Annotated in this window: 20 protein-coding genes; 6 read left to right on the top strand and 14 right to left on the bottom strand. The window is 42.5% G+C overall.

What is annotated here, in order from left to right; all coding sequences use genetic code 11:
- Positions 1 to 21: 21 nt before the first annotated feature.
- The gene (locus IZT61_RS21870) at positions 22 to 1,065 is read right to left on the bottom strand and encodes a DNA topoisomerase IB (protein ID WP_196099115.1); all 1,044 of its coding nucleotides are present in this window, start codon (positions 1,063 to 1,065) and stop codon (positions 22 to 24) included.
- A gap of 91 nt (positions 1,066 to 1,156) precedes the next feature.
- Between IZT61_RS21870 and fmt the strand changes: the two genes are divergently transcribed.
- From fmt to IZT61_RS21850, 4 genes are all read left to right on the top strand, one after another.
- Complete coding sequence (gene fmt, locus IZT61_RS21865; protein WP_196099114.1) at positions 1,157 to 2,065, top strand: methionyl-tRNA formyltransferase; 909 nt, start codon at positions 1,157 to 1,159, stop codon at positions 2,063 to 2,065.
- Positions 2,066 to 2,200: 135 nt separating this feature from the next.
- Positions 2,201 to 2,380 (top strand): recombinase family protein, encoded by a 180-nt coding sequence (locus IZT61_RS22640; protein ID WP_394370731.1) that lies wholly within the window; start codon positions 2,201 to 2,203, stop codon positions 2,378 to 2,380.
- A gap of 155 nt (positions 2,381 to 2,535) precedes the next feature.
- Positions 2,536 to 2,787, top strand: a complete 252-nt coding sequence (locus tag IZT61_RS21855) for a hypothetical protein (RefSeq protein ID WP_230383797.1) — start codon at positions 2,536 to 2,538, stop codon at positions 2,785 to 2,787.
- Positions 2,787 to 3,053, top strand: a complete 267-nt coding sequence (locus tag IZT61_RS21850) for a type II toxin-antitoxin system RelE family toxin (protein ID WP_196099113.1) — start codon at positions 2,787 to 2,789, stop codon at positions 3,051 to 3,053. Before IZT61_RS21855 ends, IZT61_RS21850 begins: the two co-directional genes overlap by 1 nt.
- A gap of 243 nt (positions 3,054 to 3,296) precedes the next feature.
- Here IZT61_RS21850 and IZT61_RS21845 read toward each other — a convergent pair whose 3' ends face one another.
- From IZT61_RS21845 to IZT61_RS21825, 5 genes are all read right to left on the bottom strand, one after another.
- Positions 3,297 to 4,049 (bottom strand): hypothetical protein, encoded by a 753-nt coding sequence (locus tag IZT61_RS21845; protein WP_196099112.1) that lies wholly within the window; start codon positions 4,047 to 4,049, stop codon positions 3,297 to 3,299.
- Between the two features lie 242 nt (positions 4,050 to 4,291).
- Positions 4,292 to 4,591 (bottom strand): type II toxin-antitoxin system RelE/ParE family toxin, encoded by a 300-nt coding sequence (locus IZT61_RS21840; RefSeq protein ID WP_196099111.1) that lies wholly within the window; start codon positions 4,589 to 4,591, stop codon positions 4,292 to 4,294.
- A complete protein-coding gene (locus IZT61_RS21835; RefSeq protein WP_196099110.1) occupies positions 4,588 to 4,839 on the bottom strand; it encodes a type II toxin-antitoxin system ParD family antitoxin in 252 nt (83 codons plus the stop codon). The genes IZT61_RS21840 and IZT61_RS21835 overlap by 4 nt, the downstream gene beginning before the upstream one ends.
- Before the next feature lie 104 nt (positions 4,840 to 4,943).
- The gene (locus IZT61_RS21830; protein WP_196099109.1) at positions 4,944 to 5,783 is read right to left on the bottom strand and encodes an aminotransferase class IV; all 840 of its coding nucleotides are present in this window, start codon (positions 5,781 to 5,783) and stop codon (positions 4,944 to 4,946) included.
- A 3-nt stretch (positions 5,784 to 5,786) separates the two neighbouring features.
- Positions 5,787 to 6,815 (bottom strand): RluA family pseudouridine synthase, encoded by a 1,029-nt coding sequence (locus tag IZT61_RS21825; RefSeq protein ID WP_196101387.1) that lies wholly within the window; start codon positions 6,813 to 6,815, stop codon positions 5,787 to 5,789.
- Positions 6,816 to 6,904: 89 nt separating this feature from the next.
- Here IZT61_RS21825 and IZT61_RS21820 point away from each other — a divergent pair, with 89 nt between their 5' ends.
- Both IZT61_RS21820 and IZT61_RS21815 read left to right on the top strand, forming a co-directional pair.
- The gene (locus tag IZT61_RS21820; RefSeq protein WP_196099108.1) at positions 6,905 to 7,933 is read left to right on the top strand and encodes a DUF6588 family protein; all 1,029 of its coding nucleotides are present in this window, start codon (positions 6,905 to 6,907) and stop codon (positions 7,931 to 7,933) included.
- A gap of 360 nt (positions 7,934 to 8,293) precedes the next feature.
- A complete protein-coding gene (locus IZT61_RS21815) occupies positions 8,294 to 9,172 on the top strand; it encodes a 1-aminocyclopropane-1-carboxylate deaminase/D-cysteine desulfhydrase (RefSeq protein ID WP_196099107.1) in 879 nt (292 codons plus the stop codon).
- Positions 9,173 to 9,613: 441 nt separating this feature from the next.
- Here the strand turns inward: IZT61_RS21815 and msrA are convergent, their stop codons facing one another.
- The 8 genes from msrA to IZT61_RS21775 form a co-directional block, all read right to left on the bottom strand.
- Entirely contained in the window at positions 9,614 to 10,105 is a 492-nt protein-coding gene (msrA, locus tag IZT61_RS21810; RefSeq protein WP_196099106.1) for a peptide-methionine (S)-S-oxide reductase MsrA, read from the bottom strand.
- 707 nt (positions 10,106 to 10,812) lie between these two features.
- Complete coding sequence (locus IZT61_RS21805; RefSeq protein ID WP_196099105.1) at positions 10,813 to 12,885, bottom strand: sulfatase-like hydrolase/transferase; 2,073 nt, start codon at positions 12,883 to 12,885, stop codon at positions 10,813 to 10,815.
- Positions 12,886 to 13,174: 289 nt separating this feature from the next.
- Positions 13,175 to 14,851, bottom strand: a complete 1,677-nt coding sequence (locus IZT61_RS21800) for a trypsin-like peptidase domain-containing protein (protein WP_196099104.1) — start codon at positions 14,849 to 14,851, stop codon at positions 13,175 to 13,177.
- Positions 14,852 to 15,433: 582 nt separating this feature from the next.
- The gene (locus tag IZT61_RS21795; protein ID WP_230383796.1) at positions 15,434 to 16,561 is read right to left on the bottom strand and encodes a TlpA disulfide reductase family protein; all 1,128 of its coding nucleotides are present in this window, start codon (positions 16,559 to 16,561) and stop codon (positions 15,434 to 15,436) included.
- Positions 16,562 to 16,632: 71 nt separating this feature from the next.
- Positions 16,633 to 18,063, bottom strand: a complete 1,431-nt coding sequence (locus IZT61_RS21790) for a PKD-like family lipoprotein (RefSeq protein WP_196099102.1) — start codon at positions 18,061 to 18,063, stop codon at positions 16,633 to 16,635.
- Between the two features lie 22 nt (positions 18,064 to 18,085).
- Complete coding sequence (locus tag IZT61_RS21785) at positions 18,086 to 18,934, bottom strand: DUF4843 domain-containing protein (protein ID WP_196099101.1); 849 nt, start codon at positions 18,932 to 18,934, stop codon at positions 18,086 to 18,088.
- Positions 18,935 to 18,949: 15 nt separating this feature from the next.
- Positions 18,950 to 20,413: a RagB/SusD family nutrient uptake outer membrane protein gene (locus IZT61_RS21780; RefSeq protein ID WP_196099100.1), complete on the bottom strand. Its 1,464-nt coding sequence runs from the start codon at positions 20,411 to 20,413 to the stop codon at positions 18,950 to 18,952.
- A 10-nt stretch (positions 20,414 to 20,423) separates the two neighbouring features.
- Positions 20,424 to 23,783 (bottom strand): SusC/RagA family TonB-linked outer membrane protein, encoded by a 3,360-nt coding sequence (locus IZT61_RS21775; protein ID WP_230383795.1) that lies wholly within the window; start codon positions 23,781 to 23,783, stop codon positions 20,424 to 20,426.
- Positions 23,784 to 23,900: the final 117 nt, after the last annotated feature.

Genomic DNA, 23,900 nt, shown 5'->3' with positions numbered 1-23,900 from the left:
AAAAACAAATATAATAGTTATCTATTTATTTGTGGATTTTAGAAATGACAATAACACTTTTTCATCATGCGCCAAACCAACTTTGCTGGTGGCCTTGTTTTTATTCATCATTTTCAGGTATTTCTCCAATTCATTATTCTCGTAGGCGGTAATTAGCAAGGGGTAAACATAAGAGCTTTTACAAACGGCCCGCGTATTCCCAAGTTTTTGGGCAACACAATCCAAAACCTTAACTATTGTTTTTTTCGAATTCAATTGCAAATCTTCATCTACGCTGCACTTGGCAAATTGACGTAAGGCTTCGAGCGTTCCACCCCAGGTCCTAAAATCTTTCGCCGTAAAGTCATCACCCGTAATTTCTTTGATATAGCTGTTTATTTTGCCCGAATCGATGCTTTTATGCTCTTTTCCGTTGGTATAAAATTGAAATAGCTCCTGCCCCGGAATGTCGCGGCATTTTTTCACCATTCTGGCCAACGATCGATCGTTAAGTTCCAATTGCTGCTTAACCCCTTTTTTGCCTATAAAATCCATAACGATTTTACTGCCGTTGATTTTTACGTGCTTATCACGAAGCGTTGTTAACCCAAACGATCCATAAAGCTGCTTATAACTCTCGTTCCCTACCCTAATCAGCGTTTTTTGCAATACATCGACCGAAATGGCCAGCACCTTTCTTTCGTCAAACTCTTTTCGGCGCAAATCTTTGGCCAAATTCTTGCGGGCATTCGGCAAAGCCCTGCCAAACTCCAGAAGCCTGAAGTATTTATGCTCAGAGCGGCGACTTGTCCATTTGGTGTGATACTTGTATTGCTTCCGCCCCGCTGCATCTATCCCCGTAACCTGCAGGTAGGCATTTGGTTTATTGGCTATCCATACATTTTGCCACGCTGGCGGTATAACAAGTGCCTTTATACGGGCAAGGTGTTTCTCATCGGAAACCTTGTTGCCGTCTTTGTCTTCGTAATAAAATTTTCCGGGTTTGCCCTTTCGATAAAGACCAGGCATCGTATCGGTTACATAAACTAATCCGCTCTCTTTAACAACATCTTTGCCTTGTACCATTTTTAGCCTTTAAGTATGGGTTTATTTTTAGTTATTTTGTAAAACTTTAATGTGGACAGCCACGTTATTTTCAGAAACACAACATCTATCTATGAAAATAGTTTTTATGGGTACGCCCGAATTTGCCGTTGCTTCTTTAGATGCTATCGTGAACGCTAATTTTAACGTTGTTGCGGTTGTGACGGCGCCAGATAAACCCGCCGGACGCGGGCAAAAATTAAACGAAAGTGCGGTTAAAAAATATGCCGTAGAAAAGGGCATTCCGGTTTTGCAGCCCGAAAAACTTAAGCAACCAGAATTTATTGCAGAGCTGAAATCTTACCAGGCCGATTTACAGGTTGTTGTGGCTTTTAGAATGTTGCCCGAAGTAGTATGGAACATGCCGCCCAAGGGAACCATTAATCTGCACGGCTCCTTACTTCCCCAATATCGTGGCGCTGCACCCATTAACCATGCCATTATTAATGGTGAAAAAGAAAGTGGCGTTACCACATTTTTTCTGAAACATGAGATTGATACGGGCGATATTATTTTAAGCGACAGTGTTGCAATAGCTGACAATGAAACGGCCGGAGAGTTGCACGACAAGCTTATGGGAATTGGTGCGCAATTAATAGTGAAAACGTTAAAAGCAATTGAAGCGGGCGAAGTAAGTGAACAGCCGCAGCCGCAAAGTGATGCATTGAAACATGCACCGAAGATTTTTAAGGATGATTGTAAAATCAACTGGAATTGTCCTTCGCAAACGGTTCACAATTTAATACGTGGTTTAAGCCCGTATCCTACGGCCTTTACCACGCTGAACGACAAAACTTTTAAGGTTTTTAAAGCCGAAATTGAAGATAAAGAGCCTGCAATAGCTGCCGGAGGTTTTTTAACGGATGGAAAAACGTACTTAAAGTTTGCAACCAAAGACGGTTTCATCAAGTTATTAGATGTTCAATACGAAGGGAAGAAACGGATGGCAATTGAAGATTTTTTAAGGGGAATGCGGTTGTAATAGGCTCAGTGTTGTCACCTCGCCATTGTTCCTAAACGTGCAAATGGATGTTTAGAACCTATTTCAAAGAATCGTCAATTTTCTTCAAAATGAGCGTTTAATGAACTATAAAACGGTCGGTTAATATTAAATGTTGTGGCTTCCTTTGCTGAATATGAAGGGGAATTAATAAGAGAGCGAACAAATGCAGGTTTACAGTCTGCAAGAGCAAGGGGGCGCACTGTTGGCAGACCAAAAGGTTTTACAAAAGATATCATTTCCAAATTGTTAGTTATGCCCTCTGTTTATAAAGCTGGTGACCAAACACCCAATTAAATTTGTAAAAGACTTCAATTGACAAGAGCGACATTTTACAGATGTGCCAAAATACTTGATACGCACAGTAACGGGGAAATAAAACAGATGCGGGTAAAAAAATAATTACGTGTATATAATGTGTATTTTGTATATTTAACACGTAATAACAAAAGATGATGAGAAAAAATATAGATATTGACGAAAGCGTACTTACAAAGGTTAAAATACTTTCAGCATTCGAGGATTTAAGCGTAAAAGCTCTTTTAGAAAAAGCTGTTTCTTTTTATGTTGAATATAAAGAAAACGAGCGTTTAAAAGCATTAACCAATGAAGAAAAAGAAGATTTAGGATTGCTGTTACTGATGCAACAGGCAGACAGAAACGATATCGCAACTCGTGAAGAAGTAATGAATATTTTAGACTAATGGAAGTAGTTTTTTTACGATCATTTGTTAATGATATTAAAAAAATCACTGACAAATCTCTAAAGGCAAGAATAAGAGATTTTATACTTCAATTAGAAAATGCGGATACATTAAATGATGTCACTGGTATAATCAAGATGCAAGGTTTTTCAACAGCTTATCGCTATCGTATTGGAGATTATCGTCTAGGTTTTTTTAAAAGTGAAAATTTAATAGAATTGGCCCGATTTGTTAAACGCAATGATGTATATAAGGTTTTTCCTTAATAACTAATTACCGGCTAATAGCCCCGCTTTTACCCATAGTCCTCGCTTTGGCCAACCCTCATCACCCCGGCCCGCTCCGGGCTATTTGGCGCTATCGGGTTTAACAACAGCGAATGGTGTTTGCCTGAGAAACCATTTAAACGGCATCAACATATTTCGCGGGTTAATCCACTTACTTTTGTTAGCTTTGAAAATTGCCAACTCCGCAGCGTACTCACTCGCAGAGTTGGCAATTAGGCAGTACTATCGGTTATAAACATCGAAAGCACTTTCGACTTTTTTCAAGCCAGATCGTTGTTTTAAAAACCCGCCAATTCCGAGTCCACCGCTCATAGCAGCGAGGATGAAACTTACCGTGTAGTTTTTCGACTTATAATCTGGCAAATGCCCGAATGTAGGTGTATTCTGCTTTTTAAAACCTGAGTTAGAAAGGAGCGTAATTGCACTTGCAAGAAAAGCCGCACCAGCGCCTACATACATTGCAGTGCCAACCCTCATGCTTTTTCTATATCCTTTGAGCAAATCCAAACTCTCTTGGTTGTCGGCCATGTCGTTGCTTAGGTTGTAATAGCTGATCTTCTTTAAATCCGAAAAACCTTTGTTATAAAACATTCTTGCATTAACAGATTGTTCGCGGCGATGTCTAAAGTGGTAATTGTCCAAATCAAAAGGAACGGGATCGTAAGTTACTTCTTGATAGAGGTTAATTTTCCCTTCCATTATGCGTTCAGCAAACGAAACCCGACTAAAAAGATCATTATTTCGGGTGTTGGCAAAGAAACCATCTTCGTTGCTAAAAAACTTAACCTGTTTTATCGGTACCCGCCGAGAATCTGCCCGAAGTGACCAGGAGCCAGTAAAATCGGGACGAAGCCGAATCTTTTTGGCATAGATTGCAGAATCGGAATAGAGGTACAGAAAATTTTCGGAATCGTTCACCTGCGAACGAGCGTTGAGGCCATAGCAAGCCATGACCAAAATGAGTAATTTTTTCATAATGATTTACATTTGTGTGTGTAATCAATATTACTAAAATTTTCGACGAAATTTATGTAAGAATAAAATATGGGCGACTGGCGGCTTTAAATCCATCGGAAACTGATGTGCGGTATGTCCTTTTGTAGGTTGGGGATTCTTCCTTCGTCAGATCCGATAGCTATCGGATGACAGAGTAAATGAAAGAAATAGGAACGCTTGTTTTTGATTAATAGACTTTCTTCGTTCTGGATTTGTATGTTTTATTCATTTAAACCAGCATCAATATCCATTCGCTGATGTAATATTCTAATAATCTCTATCGCGTTTTCTTCCTGATTGATTTTATAGAAAATAATGTGAGATTGTATGTTCGAACGTAAATATCCTTTTCTTACGTGGTCATATTTTTTTCCAGCCTCCGGGTTTTCGGCTAAATATTCAATTTCATCAAGTAATAAATTATAATATTTGTCGGCTTGACCTGCGGACCAGGTTTCGAAAGTATAAAGCCAAATATTTTCTATGTCGTTTTGAGCCTCGTCACTAATTTTATACCTCATTCTTTTGCAAGATGTTTTTCATGAAGCGTCTTTAAAACAACGTCTCGATTAAACTCATTTGCAAAGCCAGATTTTTCTCCCTTTTTCAGCTCATTAATGAGTTCGGCTTTTCTAGTTTCTTCATACTCAAACATTCTCAATGCTGCTCTTATAACTTCGCTTGCCGATGAAAACTTTCCGGATTTAACTTGCTGACTGATAAAATCCTCAAAATAATCGCCTAACAGTATAGATGTGTTTTTTGCCATGACTTCAATTTTCTATAAAGATACCAATTTATGGTATAGAGTGAAAGAAGTTTGTCAGTTTGATCTTAAAGGAAAGCTTATAGCCTGATGAACTCGGCTTTCAACTACAACACATTCAATTTCTCGCTTAAAAATTTAGATACCTCGTTAAAATAACGTTTCCGGCCATAGCCCATCACCCATTGTACGCCCTGGGTAGCGTTGGTAATAAAAACTTCCTCGGCTTCTTTTAAAATTTCGGGGTTGATCTGCGCTTCAATAAGGGCGATATCATTCATTTTGCAGATTTGCATCATTGCAGTTCGCATTACTCCACTTACGCATCCCTCGGTTAATGCCGGCGTATAAATTTGCCCCTTGTACACTACAAATACGTTGGCGCTGATACTTTCGCACAGAAAGCCGTTTTGGTTCAGAATCATGGCTTCATCCAGTCTGTTTTGGCTTTTGAAAAGTCCGGCCATAACATACAACAGCGCATTGGAGGTTTTGAAGTTAGCCAGTTTGTTGATCGGCTTGGTGAGCTCGTCAAAAACATCGATAATCAAGCCTTTGCTGTTTAGGCTGTAGCTTGTTTCTTTCAGTGCAAATCCCTCCAAAATATAACCAGCCTTGTTTATTTGCGGTGTATACACACCTGCGCCCCCTCTGTATATCGAAAGCCGAAAGCGGGCATTGCCGTTCCAACGATTACGCTTGGCCAAATCGGAGGTTTTCTGGCGGATAAAATAATCATCCATCAGTGCATAACCTTCCATTTTCAAGGCTTTCATGCCAGCCACCAATCTATCGGCGTGTAAGTCGGCAAACTGAAGCTTGTTGTTAATCATTCTCATGCTTTCGAAAAGCCCATCGCCAAATTTAAAGCCCCGGTTTGAAGCGGCTAAAACGGGTTTTTCTGCGTCGTGAAATTCATCATTAAATAAAAGGTATTCCTGAGGCATATATTATGATGTAACAATATAGTTTTCCCACTTGGTAAGTGCAGCTTTAAAATCGGCTGGAAGCGGAGATTCGAAAAACATATATTCTTTTGTTGTAGGATGAATAAAGCCCAAACTTTGCGCATGTAACGCCTGTCTGGGTAACAAATCGAAGCAATTATCAACAAACTGCTTGTACTTATTAAACGTGGTTCCCTTTAAAATCTTATCGCCACCGTACATTGCATCGTTAAATAGCGGGTGCCCAATGTGTTGCATGTGCGCCCTGATTTGGTGCGTACGGCCGGTTTCGAGTTCGCAGCTAATTAAAGTAACATAGCCAAGGCGTTTTAACACCTTATAATGCGTAACCGACCATTTACCTTTTTCTTCATCATCGTAAATATCCATTACCCGCCGGTCTTTAACGCTTCTGCCGATGTAGCCCGTTACGGTACCATCATTTTCTATATCGCCCCAAACCAGGGCAATGTACCTTCTGGTGATGCTGTGATCGAAAAACTGTTTGGCCAAATGGGTAATCGATCTTTCATTCTTGCTGATCAGTAACAGGCCCGAGGTATCTTTATCAATTCGGTGTACCAAACCGGGGCGGCCATCGTTGCCTGGTAGTTGCGGCAACTGCTCAAAATGGAAAGCAAGCGCATTAACGAGGGTGCCCGTGTAGTTGTTAAAACCGGGATGAACCACCATGCCCGCGGCTTTGTTAACTACAAGTAAATCGCTGTCCTCGTAAATAATGTCAATGGGTAAATCTTCGGGGTAAACCTCGGTATCGCGTGGCGGATGAGGCAACACAATCGAAATCTCATCGAAAGGCTTTACCTTATAACTGGCCTTAATCTGTTTCTGATTGACTAATACATTTCCCGCGTCGATGGCATTTTGAATACGGTTACGCGAAGCATTTTCTACACGAACCATCAAAAACTTATCGATTCGGAGCAATGATTGCCCTTTATCTACAATGATCTTAAAGTGTTCAAATAATTCTTGTTCTTCCTGCTCTTGCAAATCGACCGCATTTTCCATTCGGCAAAAATAAACTTTTAAGCGCAAGATTTTGTAATTAAAAAAACAGCTTATATTTACGTTAAATCTAATTTTCCCGAAGATAAAATATGAAAAGACATTACTTAACAAGGACTGCGCTGATGTTATTTACGCTGACCTTGGCACAAAAGGCAAGCGCCCAGCAAGATGTGGGCGACTTATTTATTTCCGGCCCTGCCGATGCCACGAAGCTGGTAAACGCCTATTTCGACCCGCTATACAAGGGTTTGGGGATAGGTTTAACGGATGGGTGGACGAACACAGCGAAATCAAAAGGTTTTTTGAAATTTGATGTCAGGGTTTCTGTTTCTGGAGCTATGGTACCGCAAGCGGCCAGAAGTTACGACGTGAACACGTTGGGCCTCAATAATATCAGACCGGCGGCAGGTTCATCGTCGATTGGGCCTACTGCTTTTGGCGATGATGAGCTTGGGGGCAAAATGGAGGTTTACACCAGCGATGGCTTGCCGACTGGAAAGTTTTTTAATTTGCCTGAAGGCGTAGGCTTTCATACCGTTCCATCGGCACAAATCCAAGCCACATTGGGCCTGCCAAAACATATCGATTTAACGGTTAGGGCAATGCCGAAGATTAAATTTGGCAGCGATTTGGGAAGCCTTTCTATGATTGGTATTGGCGCAAAGGTTGAGTTGCTGCCGTTGATAATGGGTAAAACGGAAAAGTTGCTCCCTGTTGATTTAGCTGTTGCCGGTGGTTTTACGCAGTATAATTACAAGCTGGATTTGAATATCGATGATGCCCCAAGCTCGGATCAGCGGATAGATGCGAAATTTAAGGGTGTTAATATCGATGCCGTTGTATCGAAAAAAATCGCCTTTTTTACGCCTTTCGCCAGTGTTGGTTATCAAACATCAAATACGGACTTAAAAGCGTTGGGAACTTATAATTTTGAAACCAGTGCAACAACATCGGCCACTTATGTAGATCCGATTTCGGTTAAACAAACCGATATAGACGGGTTGAAGGGCAGTTTGGGCTTTCAGCTAAAATTCGGTTTCTTTAAGGTTTATAGTTCGTACACCCTAGCAAAGTATAGCATGTTTAATTTTGGTTTGGGTTTTGGAACGGGCGAATAGAAATTTCTCTGATGCGGCTTTTGGCTGTAATCCTGATTTTTTTGGAGCGCAAAGCCTGTAGTCCTTCGGTAAGGTTTGGTCCCGTGCCAAAGGCACTCCTTTTGGAGCCAAGGCTGTAATCTTTTATCAGTTCATTACCAAACAAAACCGTCATTGCGAGGCTGGGTATGAGCGAGCCGAAGCAATCTTTTGTACTTATTGGCTCAAAGATTGCTTCACGCTACGGCAAAGGCCATTTCTTCGTTCGCAATGACGAAATGCGAGCCAAAATTCACGTTATTATAAATTAACTAAGTAATAAAATCGCATTATTTTTGCCAAAAACACCTGAGATAATCGGGTGTTTTTTACTTTTATAGCGTGTTCGAAAATATTAATAGTCCCATACAAAAGATTAGCCTGGCGCCGTTTGATAACTTGTTTGTTAAACGCGATGACTTAATCGATCCGTTTATCTCCGGAAATAAATGGCGAAAGTTAAAGTATATCCTAATCGATGTAAAGGCGCAAAAAAAATCGCATCTGGTTACTTTTGGGGGTGCTTATTCTAACCATTTAGTGGCTACGGCCGCAGCCGCATCGCGATCTAACCTAAAGGCAACTGCTTTTGTTAGAGGCGAGCAGGTTCACAACGAAATGCTCATGCTATGTAAGTTATTTGGCATGCACCTCATTTTTGTAGATAGGGAAAGCTACCGGGATAAACAATTACTATTTGAAGGTTACTTCGGCAACGATGCGGAAGCCTATTTTATTGACGAGGGCGGCGCATCGCAGCAAGCGGTAATTGGCTGTGCAGAAATTATTGACGAATTGCCGGAAAGCTACGACCATATTTTTTGTGCCGCAGGTACGGGAACGACGGCCGCAGGGCTTTTAAATGGCATCGAAAAGAACAAGTTAAAAACAAAACTGCATGTTATTCCGGTGTTGAAACAGGGCGATTTTATCCGAGATGAGATGGAAAAGTATATTTCTATTTCCGATCAGCTGCAATTACACACCGAATATCATTTTGGAGGCTATGCTAAAACTACACCGGCGCTAATTTCTTTCATAACAGATTTTACAACAGCCACTGGGCTACTGATTGACCCGGTTTATACAGCGAAAATGTTCTTTGCTTTGGTTGATTTACAGAAGCAGGGAATAATAAAGAAGAACGAAAAGATATTGGCCATCCATACGGGAGGTTTGCTGGGTATGTTTGGAATGAAGGAGAAGTTTAATTTAGTATGATAGTCGAGCGTTACGAACTCAGTGGGCGCTTGGTTATTGTTGCGCTCCGCAGGTATTAATCGATTGGTTGAATGTGCCTTGAGTTATTTTTTGGAAATGAACGGTACAAAGTTGATGGCGGCCTGTAGCCCCGCTCCCGCTTCTGCCGATTGAAGAAATCGGCATCCCGCTTTGATCGGGTTTATAAACAAAGGTTGCCCCAATCTGCTTGAGGTAATTTTTTGTACTTTTTTAAAAAGAAAAGGCTCCTCAGTTAACTGAGGAGCCTAATAAGATTTCTAAATCGTCCCGTTGATTTAATTCTTAATGTAAAGGTGCGCTTTTAACATTATCCAAAAAACAAAAATCGATGTATGAGGATATTTAGTAGATTTAATCCGCCTTTTATAACTTTTGATTACAAAATGATCGATTTCCGCGGCAAAAAGTCAAAACTAATGTTTAAGACAATTTCCAATCCGGGCGTTCGTAATGGCAGGTGTAACCATAAGGGATTTTTTGTAAATAATCCTGATGGTCTTCTTCTGCAGTCCAGAAATCTGTAGCAGGAACTACTTCGGTAACAATTTTGCCCGGCCAAATGCCCGATTTTTCCATTTCCTCTATCAAAGCTAGAGCTGTTTGCTGTTGCTCTTCGTTTAAATAAAAAATCGCCGAACGGTAAGAAGTTCCCACATCATTTCCTTGTCGGTTTTTTGTAGTTGGATCGTGGATTTGAAAAAAATATTCCAACAGCTTTCGGTAGGATATGATTTGAGGATCAAAAATAATCTCAATACCTTCTGCATGCGTTCCGTGGTTTCTATAGGTGGCATTTGGAACATCGCCACCTGTGTAGCCAACGGTTGTATCTATAACTCCAGCTTGTTGGCGAATGAGGTCTTCAACTCCCCAAAAACAACCGCCCGCTAAAATGGCTTTCTCTGTGCTCATATTCTTAAGTTTTATAAAGATAAATCAATATTTTTATCAGTGTAACACTAAGATCGGGAACAAAATTGGCTTTCATTGCAGCTCAATAAAAAACTTACATAAACTAAACGTTTGAGGTTGTTTTGAAATTTCAATATTGACTATATAGGCTTATAGAACATATAGCTTTTTCTAGAAAACCCATCCTCTATGATCTCTGTGCCTTGATGGTTAATTTAAGCCTTGCGCATTCCAATCAGCTGCATTCTAACTTTGACCACATAGAAACATAGTAATATAGCTTTTTTCGGACACCTTCTCCTCTATGATCTCTATGCCTATATGGTTATTTTAAGCCTTGCGCATTCCAATCAGCTGCATTCTAACTTTGACCACATAGAAACATAGTAATATAGCTTTTTCTGGACAACCCGCCCACTATGGTTTATATGCCTATATGGTTATTCTAAGCCTTGCGCATTCCGATCAGCTGCATTCTAACTTTGACCACATAGAAACATAGTAATATAGCTTTTTTCCGACACCTTCTCCTCTATGATCTCTATGCCTATATGGTTATTTTAAGCCTTGCGCATTCCAATCAGCTGCATTCTAACTTTGACCACATAGAAACATAGTAATATAGCTTTTTTTCCGACGCCTTCTCCTCTATGATCTCTATGCCTATATGGTTTACACCTTTGGGCTCACGCTGATCAAGCATCGCTTTATTTATAAAAACAGTTTCTCGCGGTTAAATCTTCCCATTCACCCGGTTCTGCTTTAAACTGTAACGTAATTTTCTGTTGTGGCTGGCTTTTTACCGAATAAATCGTAACTGGATGATAACCCTCCTCTAAAATCACATCTCTCTGCACTACTTCACCAGCTTTGTAATTAAAATCTGCATCTAGAAGATTCGCTTCATGAAGTTTTACGAAAGCTTTCCCGCCTGTTGAAACTTTAAATGAGTAAAGCCCTTTCTTATCGATCTTGATAAATGTTTGATACACCATTATGCCTTTCGAGGTTTTAATTGAGTTCAACGATTTAGCCGTACCACATTTAGCAGCAGCCTGGTCGCTCAACGACGGCACATAATCGAAATCTCCTTTAAAAAATGACCATTTTAAACCTTTCTTTATATTGCCAGTCAACCCAACTCCCGGCACCGCAGCATTATCGTAGGGTCGAGGGGCTTCGGGGTCTGAAATTCTGGCCTGCAGCACTTTTGCTTTCATTTGCGCTTGCAACTTATCGAAACCGCTTTGGCTTGCCAGGTTATCTTTCTGCTTCGGATCTTTTACGACATTGAAGATCTCAAAGTTATCGTCGGCTGATTGAATATCATACCGAACGCCAACAAAATCGCCAACCCTAATGAACTGCATCTGATTGCGTTTTCTGTTTGCATGGTCTGGCTCAAACTCCTTAAAGTCGGGAGTTTTGCCCGCTTGAAAATATTCGCTATATACCAATCCGTTTTCCTGTTTGCCAATATCGGTTAACGATGGAAGCAGGGAAACCCCTGTTGAACGGACTGGCGCAAAGGTTTTGGCCGCCCGGGCAAACGTGGGCATCCAATCAGACAGCATGGATGGTGTAGCAACCACCTTGCCCGCTGAGATACTTTTTGGCCAAACCACAACGGCCGGCATCCGCACGCCACCCTCCCAACAATCGCGTTTAATGCCATCAAAAGGACCGTAACTTTGGAAAAAAGTAGGCTTTACGTCCACGTAGGATTTCGGCAGATAAGATTCAATTGAAGGACCATTATCTGAAGTAAAAACAATCAACGTGTTATCGCTGATCTTCAAATCAAGCAGTAATTTTCTAATGTCTCCAACCGCATCGTCCAAACGTCGTACTGCTGTTGCATATCGTTTATACGTATCAGGCCACGGCACATTCGGCGTTTTCCGGTCATTATCATCATCATAAGTGGCATTGGCATAATCGGCATGCACATAAGAGTCGACGGTTCCCGAGGCGGTGCTGATCATTTTTCCTTTTTGGCCAATCCATTGTACGCCACCGTTCAATCCGCCACCTGTGGGGTAACTCTGTGTGGGCAACTCGAGCACCGCATGTGGTGCATCGTAGGCTAAATACATAAAAAAAGGCTTTTTATCCTTGTTGTTCTTCTCAAAACCGATGATATAGTTTTTGGCCTTTGCCGTCCATAAATCGGTGGTATAGCACTTCTCAAAGCCCTCAGAAACCTCTTTGTAATTGGCCCAAATTTCCTTTTTTCCTCGGTAAATGCCCTCTACAGGGTAGTGCTCGTGACCATCTGCATGGCGCATGTACCCAAAGTAATCGTCAAAGCCCCGTTTTAAGGGATGAGCAGGCCAGTTAAGTTTTTGCTTTTCATCGGTACCTTGTAAGCCCCACTTGCCAATTGCAATAGTGGCATAACCCGCGTTTTTTAACATGGTGGCCATAGTATGGTTGTTTTCCAGCGCCTTATCAAATTGATTATCCCGCACATGCGCATTGCCTTGATTAACTCCCGTTAATAAAGAAGCTCTTGATGGTGCACAAACCGGGGCATTTGCGTAGTGCTGGGTTAGGATGGCACCTGATTGCGCCATTTCATCTAAATGTGGCGATTTTAAGGCGGGAAGCTGTTTTAATCGCTGGTTTTGAAAAAATACACCTAAATCGCCATAGCCAAGATCATCGACCAAAATGTAAATGATATTCGGCTTTTGCTGTGCAAGTACACTAGCGCTTAGTGATGAAAAAACAATCGTAAGTAAGAGGACGACTAAGGTGTTGCTTTTGTATTTATTCATATTTGTAAATAAAGGAACCAAAAAAATACGGTAATGCATAAAAACCGTTGCCTTTAATAAAACAACGGTTAATCTGCCGGGCCTATTTCCACCGGGGTTTTGTACAATCTTAGGGTTGAGGACGATTTGGTTTGATGGAATTGGGTACAGATTGGGCGAAATGCGCTTTCAACTCAATATGGCCGGATACCAAAGAGAAGTCAAGTTTTTAAAACTTGACTTCTCTGGTCTGTTCAATGCGGGCTATTAGATGATGCTCCGATGGTAAATCGAAGCGAATAATTAATCGTTACATGGCTTGCTTAATCATCTTCGAAATTAGGTAAGCGGGCGTAACCAAGGTGCAGGTTCTGCTAAATCTGGCAATGTTTATTCCCAAAAAATTTCCTTGAAAATCGAACACCGGCGAGCCACATTCGCTATTTTCTATCGCACCGTCGTGGGCAAAAACGTGTAGAAAGCCATCGCGGCGTGCCGATTTGCCGCCCCTGAACTTTTCTGCCGGATGGTTTGATGCCGGTTGATGCTGTTCTGCCAACGCGAAAGTCTTTGAAACCGTTCCACGCTCGTTCTTCCAGCTCATTGTAATTAGATCATTGGGCCACAGCTTTAAAATTTCGGGTGCAAATTCACTGGCTTTTGTAATCGCCTTGCCGTTAATGCTCACCAGCTCGTCGCCAACCTTTATGCCGGCAGTACTTGCCGGCCCATCGGGCTTAATTAACGAAAATTGTGCCGGCTCTGAATTAAACATCACCATTGCGCCCAAATATGGCAAGCTAGTTTGCTTCGCCAGGCCAAAAAGACTACTGCTTAAAACACTCGGTAAAGTTTGTCCATCGGCCTTGGCCGAGTACACCATTTTGCCCATTTGTACCAACGCAGAATCGGCAGTAACATCTTCAATGTCGATGCCCCCTTTAGTGGTGTGCTTTACCTCCAATAAGGCCAAATCATTCGGCTGATCTCTTGAAACAATTAAAATTTCAGCTCCGGTATTAGATACCAACTTGGGTTCCTCACCCATCAGCGAAAGCTTAGTTACCACAAATTGTCGCGTTACGCCATTATTGTTTTTTGCAGTCAATAGCGTTCCCTGAACCTCTTGCATTTTGCCCTTTAACGTGCTTACAAGTTTAACACCTCTAATACTTTTGTTTGCCGCCTTTTTAAAGTCAGGATGCAGGTTATTTTGCTTATTTTCTTTTTGGATTACAGCAGCCAGAGGATCGGTCGCAATGGAATCTGGCTGATCAGGAAACGAAGTAAACGTTCGCTCCTGTTGAAGCGCAGTCCAATATTTACGGTATAAATCTACCGGGATTTCAAAGTTCTGATCCTCGGCAACATCAATCGCACTATGCAGGCCAATAACCCGTCCGTGGTAATCGAACAAAGGACCTCCAGAATCGCCAGGCTCCATTTTGCACGTAGAGCGGATAAAGCCATATTTATTTTTTACTTCTGCCACCTCTCCCAGCCTTAGGGTTGGCAAAGTTTGGTTCAAGGTTTCAGGGTATGAAATGCTGATACACGGTTCGTTTGGTTGCAAGGTACCCGAATAACCCATTTCGGCGAATGGCCAAACGCCATTATCGGTAATTTTCATCATCGCCACATCGGGCATGCCCGGCGTTTTCGGATTATCTATCCGGCCCAGGGCCAGGGCAATACATTCCTTTCCGTCAGGAAAAAATACTTTATAATTTTTTCCGGGAATAGTGGTGTGCGCTGCCGTTAAAATATAACCGTCGGCACTTACCACTACGCCGCTAAACTGGGCGCTGGTTCGCTGATTTTGCTGAACGTCAAAGCCCCACATTCTAACGCTTGCAGGATAAGCCTTTTTAACCGCTTCGCCGATGATCTTTTCAAACTGCTTAACGTGTTTTTTCTGCGCCCGGGCGTTTGCCGCAAATAACAAGGCGAAGAAAATATAAATGATGCTTCCGTATCTTTTTTTCATGATTTTTTTGAATGAGTTTTGACAGTTTCACTTCTTAAAGGAACGGTTGTCATTGCCTCGAAAGGGCTACTTTGTAGCGAGACACAGCCTGTCCCGATTTCTCCTATGATGTGGGCATATCTCCTTTCGACTGTTCGTCTTTCCCGCGCAGGCGGGAATCTTAATGCAAGGCACCCAATTTTTGCACATTAAGATCCCCTACCGATAGCTATCGGTACAAGCTACCAATGACAGCACCGGTTTTGTCATTCTGACGAAGGAAGAATCCGCAACCTACAGCTTACCGTCATTGCCCCCTTCACTTGCCTTCTTTTGGCAGTGGTTTATTGGCGTTTGGCATTTCATCGCCTTGGGATTTACTTCGTAGCTGCTTCGCGGTCTTCACTGCTTTCATAACCTCTCCCTGGGAGCGTTCGGGTTAAAAGCAATACCTCTGCGTTCCCTCTCCTCGAGGAGAGGGATGTATAGACGGAGAAAAAACCACCGACATTAAAAGGGAGAGGTTTAGGGCGCCAAATTTAATACTGCCTTTAGGCTCCCGCTTTGCCTTTTGATACAGCTCCCTCAGTTCCTTATCCTCAGCTACTTAAAAATTTCTGCCAGTTTTGTGTTTAGGGGTTCTCCCCTTAAGCCGTTGCCGATTATTTTACCATCAGCATCGACCAGAAAACTTGCCGGCACGGCACGCACACCGTACAGGCGACCCACTTCGTTGTTCCATCCTTTAAGGTCCGAAACATGCGTCCATGCCAGGCCATCTTTTTCAATCGCTTCTAACCAGCGTTCTTTTACGTTATCGAGCGATACAGAGAGAATTTCGAAGCCTTTATCTTTATAGGTTTGGTATTGTTTTACCAGGTTTGGGTTTTCGGCCCTGCACGGGCCGCACCAGCTGGCCCAAAATTCTACCAGCACTACTTTTCCTTTAAAACTGGCTAAAGAAACGGGCTTGCCTACGGCATTGTTCTGTGTAAATAAAGGTGCTGCATTTCCAACAGCGGTAATGCCATTGGCTTCAATGCGCTGGGCAAGTTCCTGGCCCATGTCGGTGGCTTTCAGTTCTTTTGAAAGGGCATTAAACAATGGCTGCACTTTGGCTACGTCAACCTTGCTTCCGGCGGCTTCAGATAAGGCCACCAATGCAAAATAAGAACTCGGGTGCGCCTTTGCGAAGGCAAATTGCTTATCGGTACGGTCTTGCAGGTTTTTACGGTAACGTTGATCTACTGCTTTGATGTAAACCGGATCTTTTTGTTGTTCGGGAGTTCCACTGTTAAAATCGATATTTACAGCCTTGGTTAACGCCATAATGGTACCGCCAATTTCTTTGTTATAGGCTTCCGATTCATTGTAAATTTTCGATCCGGTAAACAATGCATTCTGTAACGAATCCTTTGAAGTAACCATAACCTGTTCTTTTCCAAAGTAGAAATAAATTACATCGCCGGTATAAACCGCTCGGCCTTTACCGTCGCCGGTATGATCTAAGGCCATGCGGGCATAGGCGATCCCCGAAATGTGACCAGAAAATTTGAAGCTTCCGTTAACTACCGCAGCCGAATCCTCGTGCGATACGCCGTTGTCCATATAATCGATATAAGCCATGGCTGGCTTCCCCAAAGTTCCTATTTTGCCAGTTAAACTAAAATTTGGTGCTTGTGCCAAAGCGAAAAATGGCGCCAGCAGGGCGAGTAATATTAATCTTGTCATTTTCATATGTAGTTTTTTATTTTACTTCGGATGCAGCAGCGTCCGAAAAGGTTTTGTTTTTTGATTAAGGTTTATTTTCTGATTACGATATCAACCGGAGAACCAGGTATGCCGTTTATAGTCTGAGAAATTGTGCCGTTTTTGCCTACGCTTACATCAACCGTATACACCGTGCCCAATGTGCCAACCGTTAGCGTATTATCATCTGTGCTGATTTTCAGCATGCTAATTTTCTTGCCCGCAAAATCTGCATCTAAGGCTTTAAGGTCTTCATTAAGTGGGTTGTAGCGATAAATTTTATCGTTTGAAGTGAAATAAAACACGTTTAGGCTGTTGCGTTGCCATTTGGTATCGGCATTTACCAGCGAGGCGCCCTTAAAAATGCGCTTGCTTTCTGCCTTGATCTGTCTGTTTACCGAATCGAACGTGTAGCTGAAAGCCAACTCAACGATGCTTCCATCTGGGGCTTTGAAAAAGGCGTAGAATTTGCCCGCCTGGCCAGTTTGCATGTATAAAAGCTCATCCATGCCAATGTTTTTCGGATCGAAGCTTTTACCATCTGCATCTACCAGATAATCTTTACCCAAATAGCTGCCATCTCCAGAAAACGTTACAAAACCTTTAGATTTGGTATCAAAGCCAAAATAAAAACTGTTAGTGCGGCTAAAGTATTTAGATAGATTGTAATCTCCCTCCTGGGCATTGGCAAACTTGCCATAATCGGGTGCAAATGGAGCTGTAGACATTACGCCTACGTATAACTTTCCGTTTACAACGCCCGTAGGTACGGTACCCATGTAAGCTTCCAACCGGCCGACATTTATGGTCGGCGGAGGGGTAAAAAACTGATCGTTAAAATAGGCTTTCCGCAAAAGGGTACTGGCATCGAGCAGCGGACTTTTTTTAGCCGGATCGTTACACAAAACCCAAAACTGCTGATTGGTAATTGGCTGATAAGGCAACGGATCGGAAAAGTAAAGCTGAACGGGATTGGATGGCAAATCTTCATCGTGAAACGATTTATAGATGTCTGCCAGCACGGTTTTGTTGTCTGGTTTTACAAATGAGAGTCTCGCCACGCCATTATCGTCACTTAGCACCAATTTACCCACGCTAAACTGTGTGGTGCCCAACACTTTAAACGGCACTACATATTTTAACCCGTTTCTATTATCAGTAATGGTTAGTTTGGCTGTTCGCAGGCCGGGACCGAGGTTGTACACAATCTTTAAAGGATAGCCGGTATATATGGCATCTCTCAATTCTTCGGCAACCGAAATTCTCCATTCAAACGAAAGGTCCTTCTGCGGATCGGCATCGGCTAAGCCAACTTGTGGGTTAAGAATTAGTGAATCGCCCAAAAGCGCTGCAAATGTCGAATCTCTAAAGGCACTTAATGTAGGCGCCGAAGGCGGATGATAATCGTAATTGCCTAAATCCTTTTTGCAGGCGGTATATAAAACAGCCATTACGGCCAGTAGTAAAATCAATTTAAATTTCATGTCTACGTTTGTTTAACGAAGGTTAAATAATAAGCTGTTTGCCATTCTCATCAACAAAGAAATAGCTGTTTACCTGAGCAAAATATTTGAGCACAAATCGTTTGCCTGGCGCAGCCTCGGCATAAAACTCGTACTCGTTGCTACTTTCCTTTTTAACCAGCACGTAGCCCTTATCCGGGTTTCTTGCTATCCACGTTGCCGGGTCTTTTAGAAAAAAACGGAAGTTATCGATGTAATAAAGCGTACGCGGGATCTGAAGATAGGCATCTGGTTTGGACATATCGACAAGGTCGACGGTTCCGGATGCAATTAAGAACAGCTGATGCTTGATGCGCCCGTATTCGCCCAGTTCCGATTGCCAGTAAATCCACCAGCTTGGTCGTTCCAATCGGTTAGAGAAAATTACTTTTTTGGTGCGCAGCGGCAAAGGCAAATCTGCAGCAAAATCGCCGCCGGCAGTGGTTCTTAACCCCAGCGTTACCGATTTGGTCTCCAAAGCTGCGTCGGTGTTTTTAAGAATTACCGGAATTTTAAACGTCGATGAATCTGCAGGCAAAGTATAGCTGGTTTTCAGCGCCTCGTAATGCGTTCCCTTAACGGCCGTAGTTAGCGAATCTACAACGCTCAGTACAAATTCGCGACTATGCGATACCTTTGGGCCCGTTACAATAACGGGCACCCAGAGCGTATCTTGCGCCAGGCCGGGGTTATAGGCAAACGAATAGCTGATTGTTGTGGTATCCTGATTTTTATCTTTATCCAAATAGTGCAGGTAAACATTATCGGCAGATAAATAAGGCATCATTTCATTCTTTTTGCAAGCCCAAAATACGAGGCTTAAAAGCAAAAAATAAATCATTTTCTTTTTCATTGTCTCGTCTGGTTTTTAGTTTCTGTAAGCTTGCTCATCAACAGGAAGCGGGAAAACAAATATTTTATCCGAAGGTGGATAAATCAATCCCACAGTGGTAATAATGCCCAGGTTAAGGCGCTTGTGCATAAAGAAATTCTGGCTTTCGCCATAAAACTCCTTCCGATACTCGCCTTCAAGTAAGGTGATAAAATCGTTTTTAGCAACCGTGGCATCAACGTTCGCACCAATACCGCGATGTATCCGAAGTGTGTTAAAATACTCAACCGCGGTACTGGGGTTGGTATCAAAACTGGCTTCGGCGGCAATCAGGTACATTTCGCTCAGGCGCAATGCTGGTGCAACCAGGGGATGCAAATTGGCAATTGGCGAAGAGTTTACCACGTATTTTTGCAGGTAAAAACGATCGGCCGTTCCGCTGGCCTTTACCAGTCTGAACCATTGCTTATAGCGCCAATCGTCCGCACCTACCGTACCCAAATTGTAAATTGAATTAATTTGATCGGCAGTGGCCGAATAATCGGGATTATCCCTCGAAAAGAGCCCGGTTAACTGATCTTGCGACTTTGGCACAAACCACCCGAACAAAATTTCGTTATAAAAAATACGATCGCGTTTTGAGATGTCGTTGTTGAAAAAATCTTCTTTAACCGTCCATGGGAATTTTTGCGAATCGATGACTTCTTTGGCGCTACTCAAGCTATTTACCTGGTCGCCTTTGTATAAGTAAACCCTTGCCAGTTCGCCCACCACAGCGAAATAGTTCATGCGGTGCCTTCTGTTCTGTAAAAACAAATTCGAGCTTTTTAACTCAGTGGCCTTTTCGCCATTGGGATAACCTACCACATAGCTTGCCGGTATAATCGGGTCTGTGCCCTTTAACAAACTTTTTGCTTCCTGCAGGTCGGCAATTACTTTATCAATTACCTCAGTCACGGCAGAATACGGCGTGGTTTTGGTACTTACCGTGGTTACGTAGGGAATAGCCTTAAAACTGGGATTGCTTTTATAAGCGGTTCCGAACATACGGAGAAGATCGAAATGCATGTAAGCCCTTAAGGCCAGCGCCTCCCCTTTTACGATTTCGTAATTCTGATCTTTAAAAATTCCTTTTCGTTGATCAATTATCTCCAAAATTTGGTTTACGTTGCCAATTTGTTTGTAAGCGTTGGTCCAGATCACACTGATCTTGTCCACATAACTGGGCAAGGTATAATCAAAAGCGGCAATGCGCTGATAATCGGCACTGCTAAACTGGTAGTTTTGCGCCATGATATCGAGGTTGCTAAAGGTGAGGTTTCCACCGTAAAGGCTCGCCCCGGCAAAGCCCACATAAGCACCATTCAGCGCTTCTTTAAAACCTTCTTCTGTGCTAAACAGCTCTTCTTTGGATACCTCCGATTCGGGCTGGATATCCAAAAACTTCTTACAGGAAGATAAAGCGATCAGGCTGATGAATATAAATAAGTATTTTTTCATGTTCGTGTGTTTAGAATGAAGCCAATAACGAAACGGTTAAACTGCGGGCAAAAGGATAGCTCGTTCCTCTTTCCATTTCAATGCTCGAGGTACGGAAAATGTCGTTCAGTGTGAGTGTAGTGCGCAGGTTTTGAAAGCCGTATTTTTTGATAAGTTCACGCTCAAAATCGTAAGAAAGATATACCGAACGCAGCTCCAACAAATTATCTTTTTGGATAAACCTTGATGACACGTTGGTAATGGATAAATCGGCGATGTTCTTAAAAAAGGTTTGATCGCCTGGCTTAATCCAGCGCTGATCGAGCACTCTGCTATCAACATTGAAACGTGGATCGGCATTTTCGATGCGATCTACCAGCGTTTGGTTGTAGCTGTAACCGCCGAAACGATAGTAAAAACTTAAGCTTAGCATAAAGCTTTTGTAAGTTATGTTCGGGTTAATATTGCCTTCGGCCTTTGGCGCTCCATCTGCAAGCGGCGCAATGTCTTTAACATCCCAGACGTAGGTTAACGATCCATCTTTCTTTAAGAAAATTTCCTTACCCGTTTGCGGATCGATACCAAGCGATTTCACGGCATAAATCATACTCATCGACTGTCCTTCGTTGTAGCGAAGCAGTGGCGTAGACTGTGCTTTCTTATCCGGGTTGGTTTGGTAATCGTCGATCTTTTCGTTAAGCGTTTTTAGGGAATTGGACAGACTTACGAGCTTATTCTCGTTGTGTGCCAGGTTTCCGGTAATATTGATGTTAAAATCGCGGGTTTTAAGCGCGTTGGCAGTAAAATAAAGCTCGTAACCTCTGTTAGATACATCGCCGAGATTTTCTTTGTAGGTGGTAAAACCTGTAGATGGCGAAAGATCGATGTCGGTAATCAATCCTTTGGTTAACTTGTAGTAATAGCGTGGCGAAATCACAAAGCGATCTTGAAAAAGACCTAAATCGATGCCAAGATCATAGGTTTTTGTTTTTTGCCATTGCAAATTACTGTTTCCATAACCTAAAACCTGTGCGCCCAGGCCTGTAGAATACCAGTTGTTAGGCTCGTATTGATAAAGCGATCGCGATAAATAAGCGGGGAAGGAAACCGAGCCTACAACACCTGCGCTACCTTTTAAGCGCAACTGGCTTACAAATGGCAGGTTCTGCATAAAAGCTTCCTTGTGCACATTCCAGCCTAATCCGGTTGACCAAAACGGCGCAAAGCGTTTATTTGATCCGAAAGTTGATGACCCCTCGTATCTAAAAGAAGCATCCAATAAATATTTGTTCTTAAACGAATAGTTGCCTGAGAAAAAAGCACCAGCCAGGCGGCTTTCGGTTACGTTGCCTCCGGGGGCCGAGTTTTCTTTATAAATGCGGGCAAAGCCGATGTTGGTAAAGCGATCGTTCGAAAATCCCTGAGCCTCAACTAGTTTGTCGTCCGATCGTACAGCAACGATGTTTGTACCCAAAACAAGGTTAAAATACTGATCGCCAATTTGTTTGTTATAACCTAAAGTAGCCTTACCATCTATCGCCAAACGGTCGCTCTGTAACAAGGTGTACGATCCCTTGTTGTTCAATTTATCGGCAGCGTACTCATAAAACACGTTGCTCAACGGCGACACAAATTTATCGTTGCTGGTTTGGCTTTTGTTTAAACTGATCTGACTTTTGAAGTTTAAGCTGGGCGTTAATTTCCAGTCTACAGAAAAGGCATCGATTATTTCGAGATTTGACGATTTATCAAAACTGGCCAGCGAGCCCTCAAACAGCGGGTTAAAAACGTAGCGTGGTTTTATTTGCTCGGCGCCCGATTGATGGGTGTCTATTTTCCATGCCGCCAGCTCCTGAATGATGTTGCCATTTACATCGGTTTTAGGGTAATAAGGATTCATTCTTACATAGGTAGAAAAATCGCCATAGGGCGAATTGTGTCCATTTACCTGTGTTACCGTTACCTCGTTTCTGAACAAGAGCTTCGAACTTGGGTTATAAGTGAAATTCATTCCACCGCTATACCTGTTCCTGTCCGATTCGAGCATTACTCCCGGCGTAGTCTCGTAGCGCAAATCGACACCATACCTAAATTTCTGATCGCCTCCCTGAACGTATATTGCGTGCTTTTGGCGGTAGGCGGTGCGCAAAGCCTGCGATAACCAATACGTATCTACTCCACTGGCCACATTTTTCAGCCTGTTAAAATACTCAGCGTCAAGTTCATCCTGGTTATAGGCGGCATCGCGACTGGCATCGTACAAGCCTGCAAGTTTCTCGTAAGCCAGCTTGTCGGTAGCGTTTAACACATGGTAATCGGTTAAATCGGGGGCGTTTACACTCAGCTCATAATTGTAAGAAAGCTGCAATTTGCCTGCAAGCGGTGCTTTGGTGGTAATTACGATAACCCCATTGGCGGCTCTCGATCCGTAAACCGCAGTTGCGGCAGCATCCTTCAGCAAGGTTACCGATTCAATCCGGTTGATATCCAAATCCGTTACCTTTTGCAAAGTCACCTCAAAACCATCCAACATAAAGGCAGGCAGGTTATAGTTACTGGACAGGTTGTTACGATCGAGAATGTTGTTTGTATCTTCAATTGTTGGCAACGCGGTTGCCCCCCTGACGTTTATTTTAGGTAAGGCATTTGGATCGGAACCAAAAAGATTGTTATCCAATACCTTAAACGAAGGGTCGAAAGTTTGAATACTCTTTAACAGGTTCTGCGGATTGTTTCGCTTCAAATCATCGCCCTTAATGGTAATTGCGTTACCCGTATAGTTTTCTTTTTTGATGGTTTGATAACCGGTTATCACCACATCGTTCATTTGGGTCAGCTTGGGAATAAGTTTAATGGTCAGGCTTTTTGTTCCTGCTACCTTGGCTTCAAAAATCTCGTAGCCAACATAACTGAAAACGAGTGTGGTGCCATCATCAACACTTACCCTAAACGTACCTTTTTCGTTAGTTACCCCGAGGCTGATTCCGTTTTTTACCGAAATGTTTACCCCCGGAATGGTTTCTCCGGTTGCCTGATCGATAACTACGCCCCTAATCTCAATCTTGCTGGCCACCTGCGTTACCGGTTTTGGCAAGTCGTCGCTCTTGCTGATTACGATGGTTTTGTTAACAATGTTAAAATTGAGTCCTTGATTTTTCAAAGAGGCATTTAACGCTTCGGTTAATGAAGCATTCCGAAATTCGATTTCAACGTCGGGTTTGCCCTGAAGCAACTGCCCCTTGTAAAAGAAGAAATAACCTGTCTGCTTTTTAATTTCCTTAAAGATGTTTTTAAGGGATGTAGTTCTGCGAGACAATGTTACGGTTTGAGAAAAGCTGGCCGCCGATAAGTGAAGTGCGCCAACGAGTAGTAAAATTGTAGTCAATTTCATGACCAATAAAAATTTAATCCTTACCCTCCGCATTTCGCACGCGGGGTTGTAAAGGGTAGTTAATTTCATACCTTTGCATTGAATGAGGTTAATAATGAGCAGCTGGGTCTAAAACAG

The organism is Pedobacter endophyticus (genome assembly GCF_015679185.1).
Lineage (GTDB): Bacteria > Bacteroidota > Bacteroidia > Sphingobacteriales > Sphingobacteriaceae > Pedobacter > Pedobacter endophyticus.
Note: the sequence above shows the minus strand (reverse complement) of the source record. Positions and strands in the feature narration are given on the sequence as shown.

Excerpts from the sequence above, each read along its gene's own strand:
- IZT61_RS21870 (WP_196099115.1), bottom strand. The coding sequence starts at position 1,065 with ATGGTACAAGGCAAAGATGTTGTTAAAGAGAGCGGATTAGTTTATGTA.
- fmt (WP_196099114.1), top strand. The coding sequence starts at position 1,157 with ATGAAAATAGTTTTTATGGGTACGCCCGAATTTGCCGTTGCTTCTTTA.
- IZT61_RS21855 (WP_230383797.1), top strand. The coding sequence starts at position 2,536 with ATGATGAGAAAAAATATAGATATTGACGAAAGCGTACTTACAAAGGTT.
- IZT61_RS21850 (WP_196099113.1), top strand. The coding sequence starts at position 2,787 with ATGGAAGTAGTTTTTTTACGATCATTTGTTAATGATATTAAAAAAATC.
- IZT61_RS21845 (WP_196099112.1), bottom strand. The coding sequence starts at position 4,049 with ATGAAAAAATTACTCATTTTGGTCATGGCTTGCTATGGCCTCAACGCT.
- IZT61_RS21840 (WP_196099111.1), bottom strand. The coding sequence starts at position 4,591 with ATGAGGTATAAAATTAGTGACGAGGCTCAAAACGACATAGAAAATATT.
- IZT61_RS21835 (WP_196099110.1), bottom strand. The coding sequence starts at position 4,839 with ATGGCAAAAAACACATCTATACTGTTAGGCGATTATTTTGAGGATTTT.
- IZT61_RS21830 (WP_196099109.1), bottom strand. The coding sequence starts at position 5,783 with ATGCCTCAGGAATACCTTTTATTTAATGATGAATTTCACGACGCAGAA.
- IZT61_RS21825 (WP_196101387.1), bottom strand. The coding sequence starts at position 6,815 with ATGGAAAATGCGGTCGATTTGCAAGAGCAGGAAGAACAAGAATTATTT.
- IZT61_RS21820 (WP_196099108.1), top strand. The coding sequence starts at position 6,905 with ATGAAAAGACATTACTTAACAAGGACTGCGCTGATGTTATTTACGCTG.
- msrA (WP_196099106.1), bottom strand. The coding sequence starts at position 10,105 with ATGAGCACAGAGAAAGCCATTTTAGCGGGCGGTTGTTTTTGGGGAGTT.
- IZT61_RS21805 (WP_196099105.1), bottom strand. The coding sequence starts at position 12,885 with ATGAATAAATACAAAAGCAACACCTTAGTCGTCCTCTTACTTACGATT.
- IZT61_RS21800 (WP_196099104.1), bottom strand. The coding sequence starts at position 14,851 with ATGAAAAAAAGATACGGAAGCATCATTTATATTTTCTTCGCCTTGTTA.
- IZT61_RS21795 (WP_230383796.1), bottom strand. The coding sequence starts at position 16,561 with ATGACAAGATTAATATTACTCGCCCTGCTGGCGCCATTTTTCGCTTTG.
- IZT61_RS21790 (WP_196099102.1), bottom strand. The coding sequence starts at position 18,063 with ATGAAATTTAAATTGATTTTACTACTGGCCGTAATGGCTGTTTTATAT.
- IZT61_RS21785 (WP_196099101.1), bottom strand. The coding sequence starts at position 18,934 with ATGAAAAAGAAAATGATTTATTTTTTGCTTTTAAGCCTCGTATTTTGG.
- IZT61_RS21780 (WP_196099100.1), bottom strand. The coding sequence starts at position 20,413 with ATGAAAAAATACTTATTTATATTCATCAGCCTGATCGCTTTATCTTCC.
- IZT61_RS21775 (WP_230383795.1), bottom strand. The coding sequence starts at position 23,783 with ATGAAATTGACTACAATTTTACTACTCGTTGGCGCACTTCACTTATCG.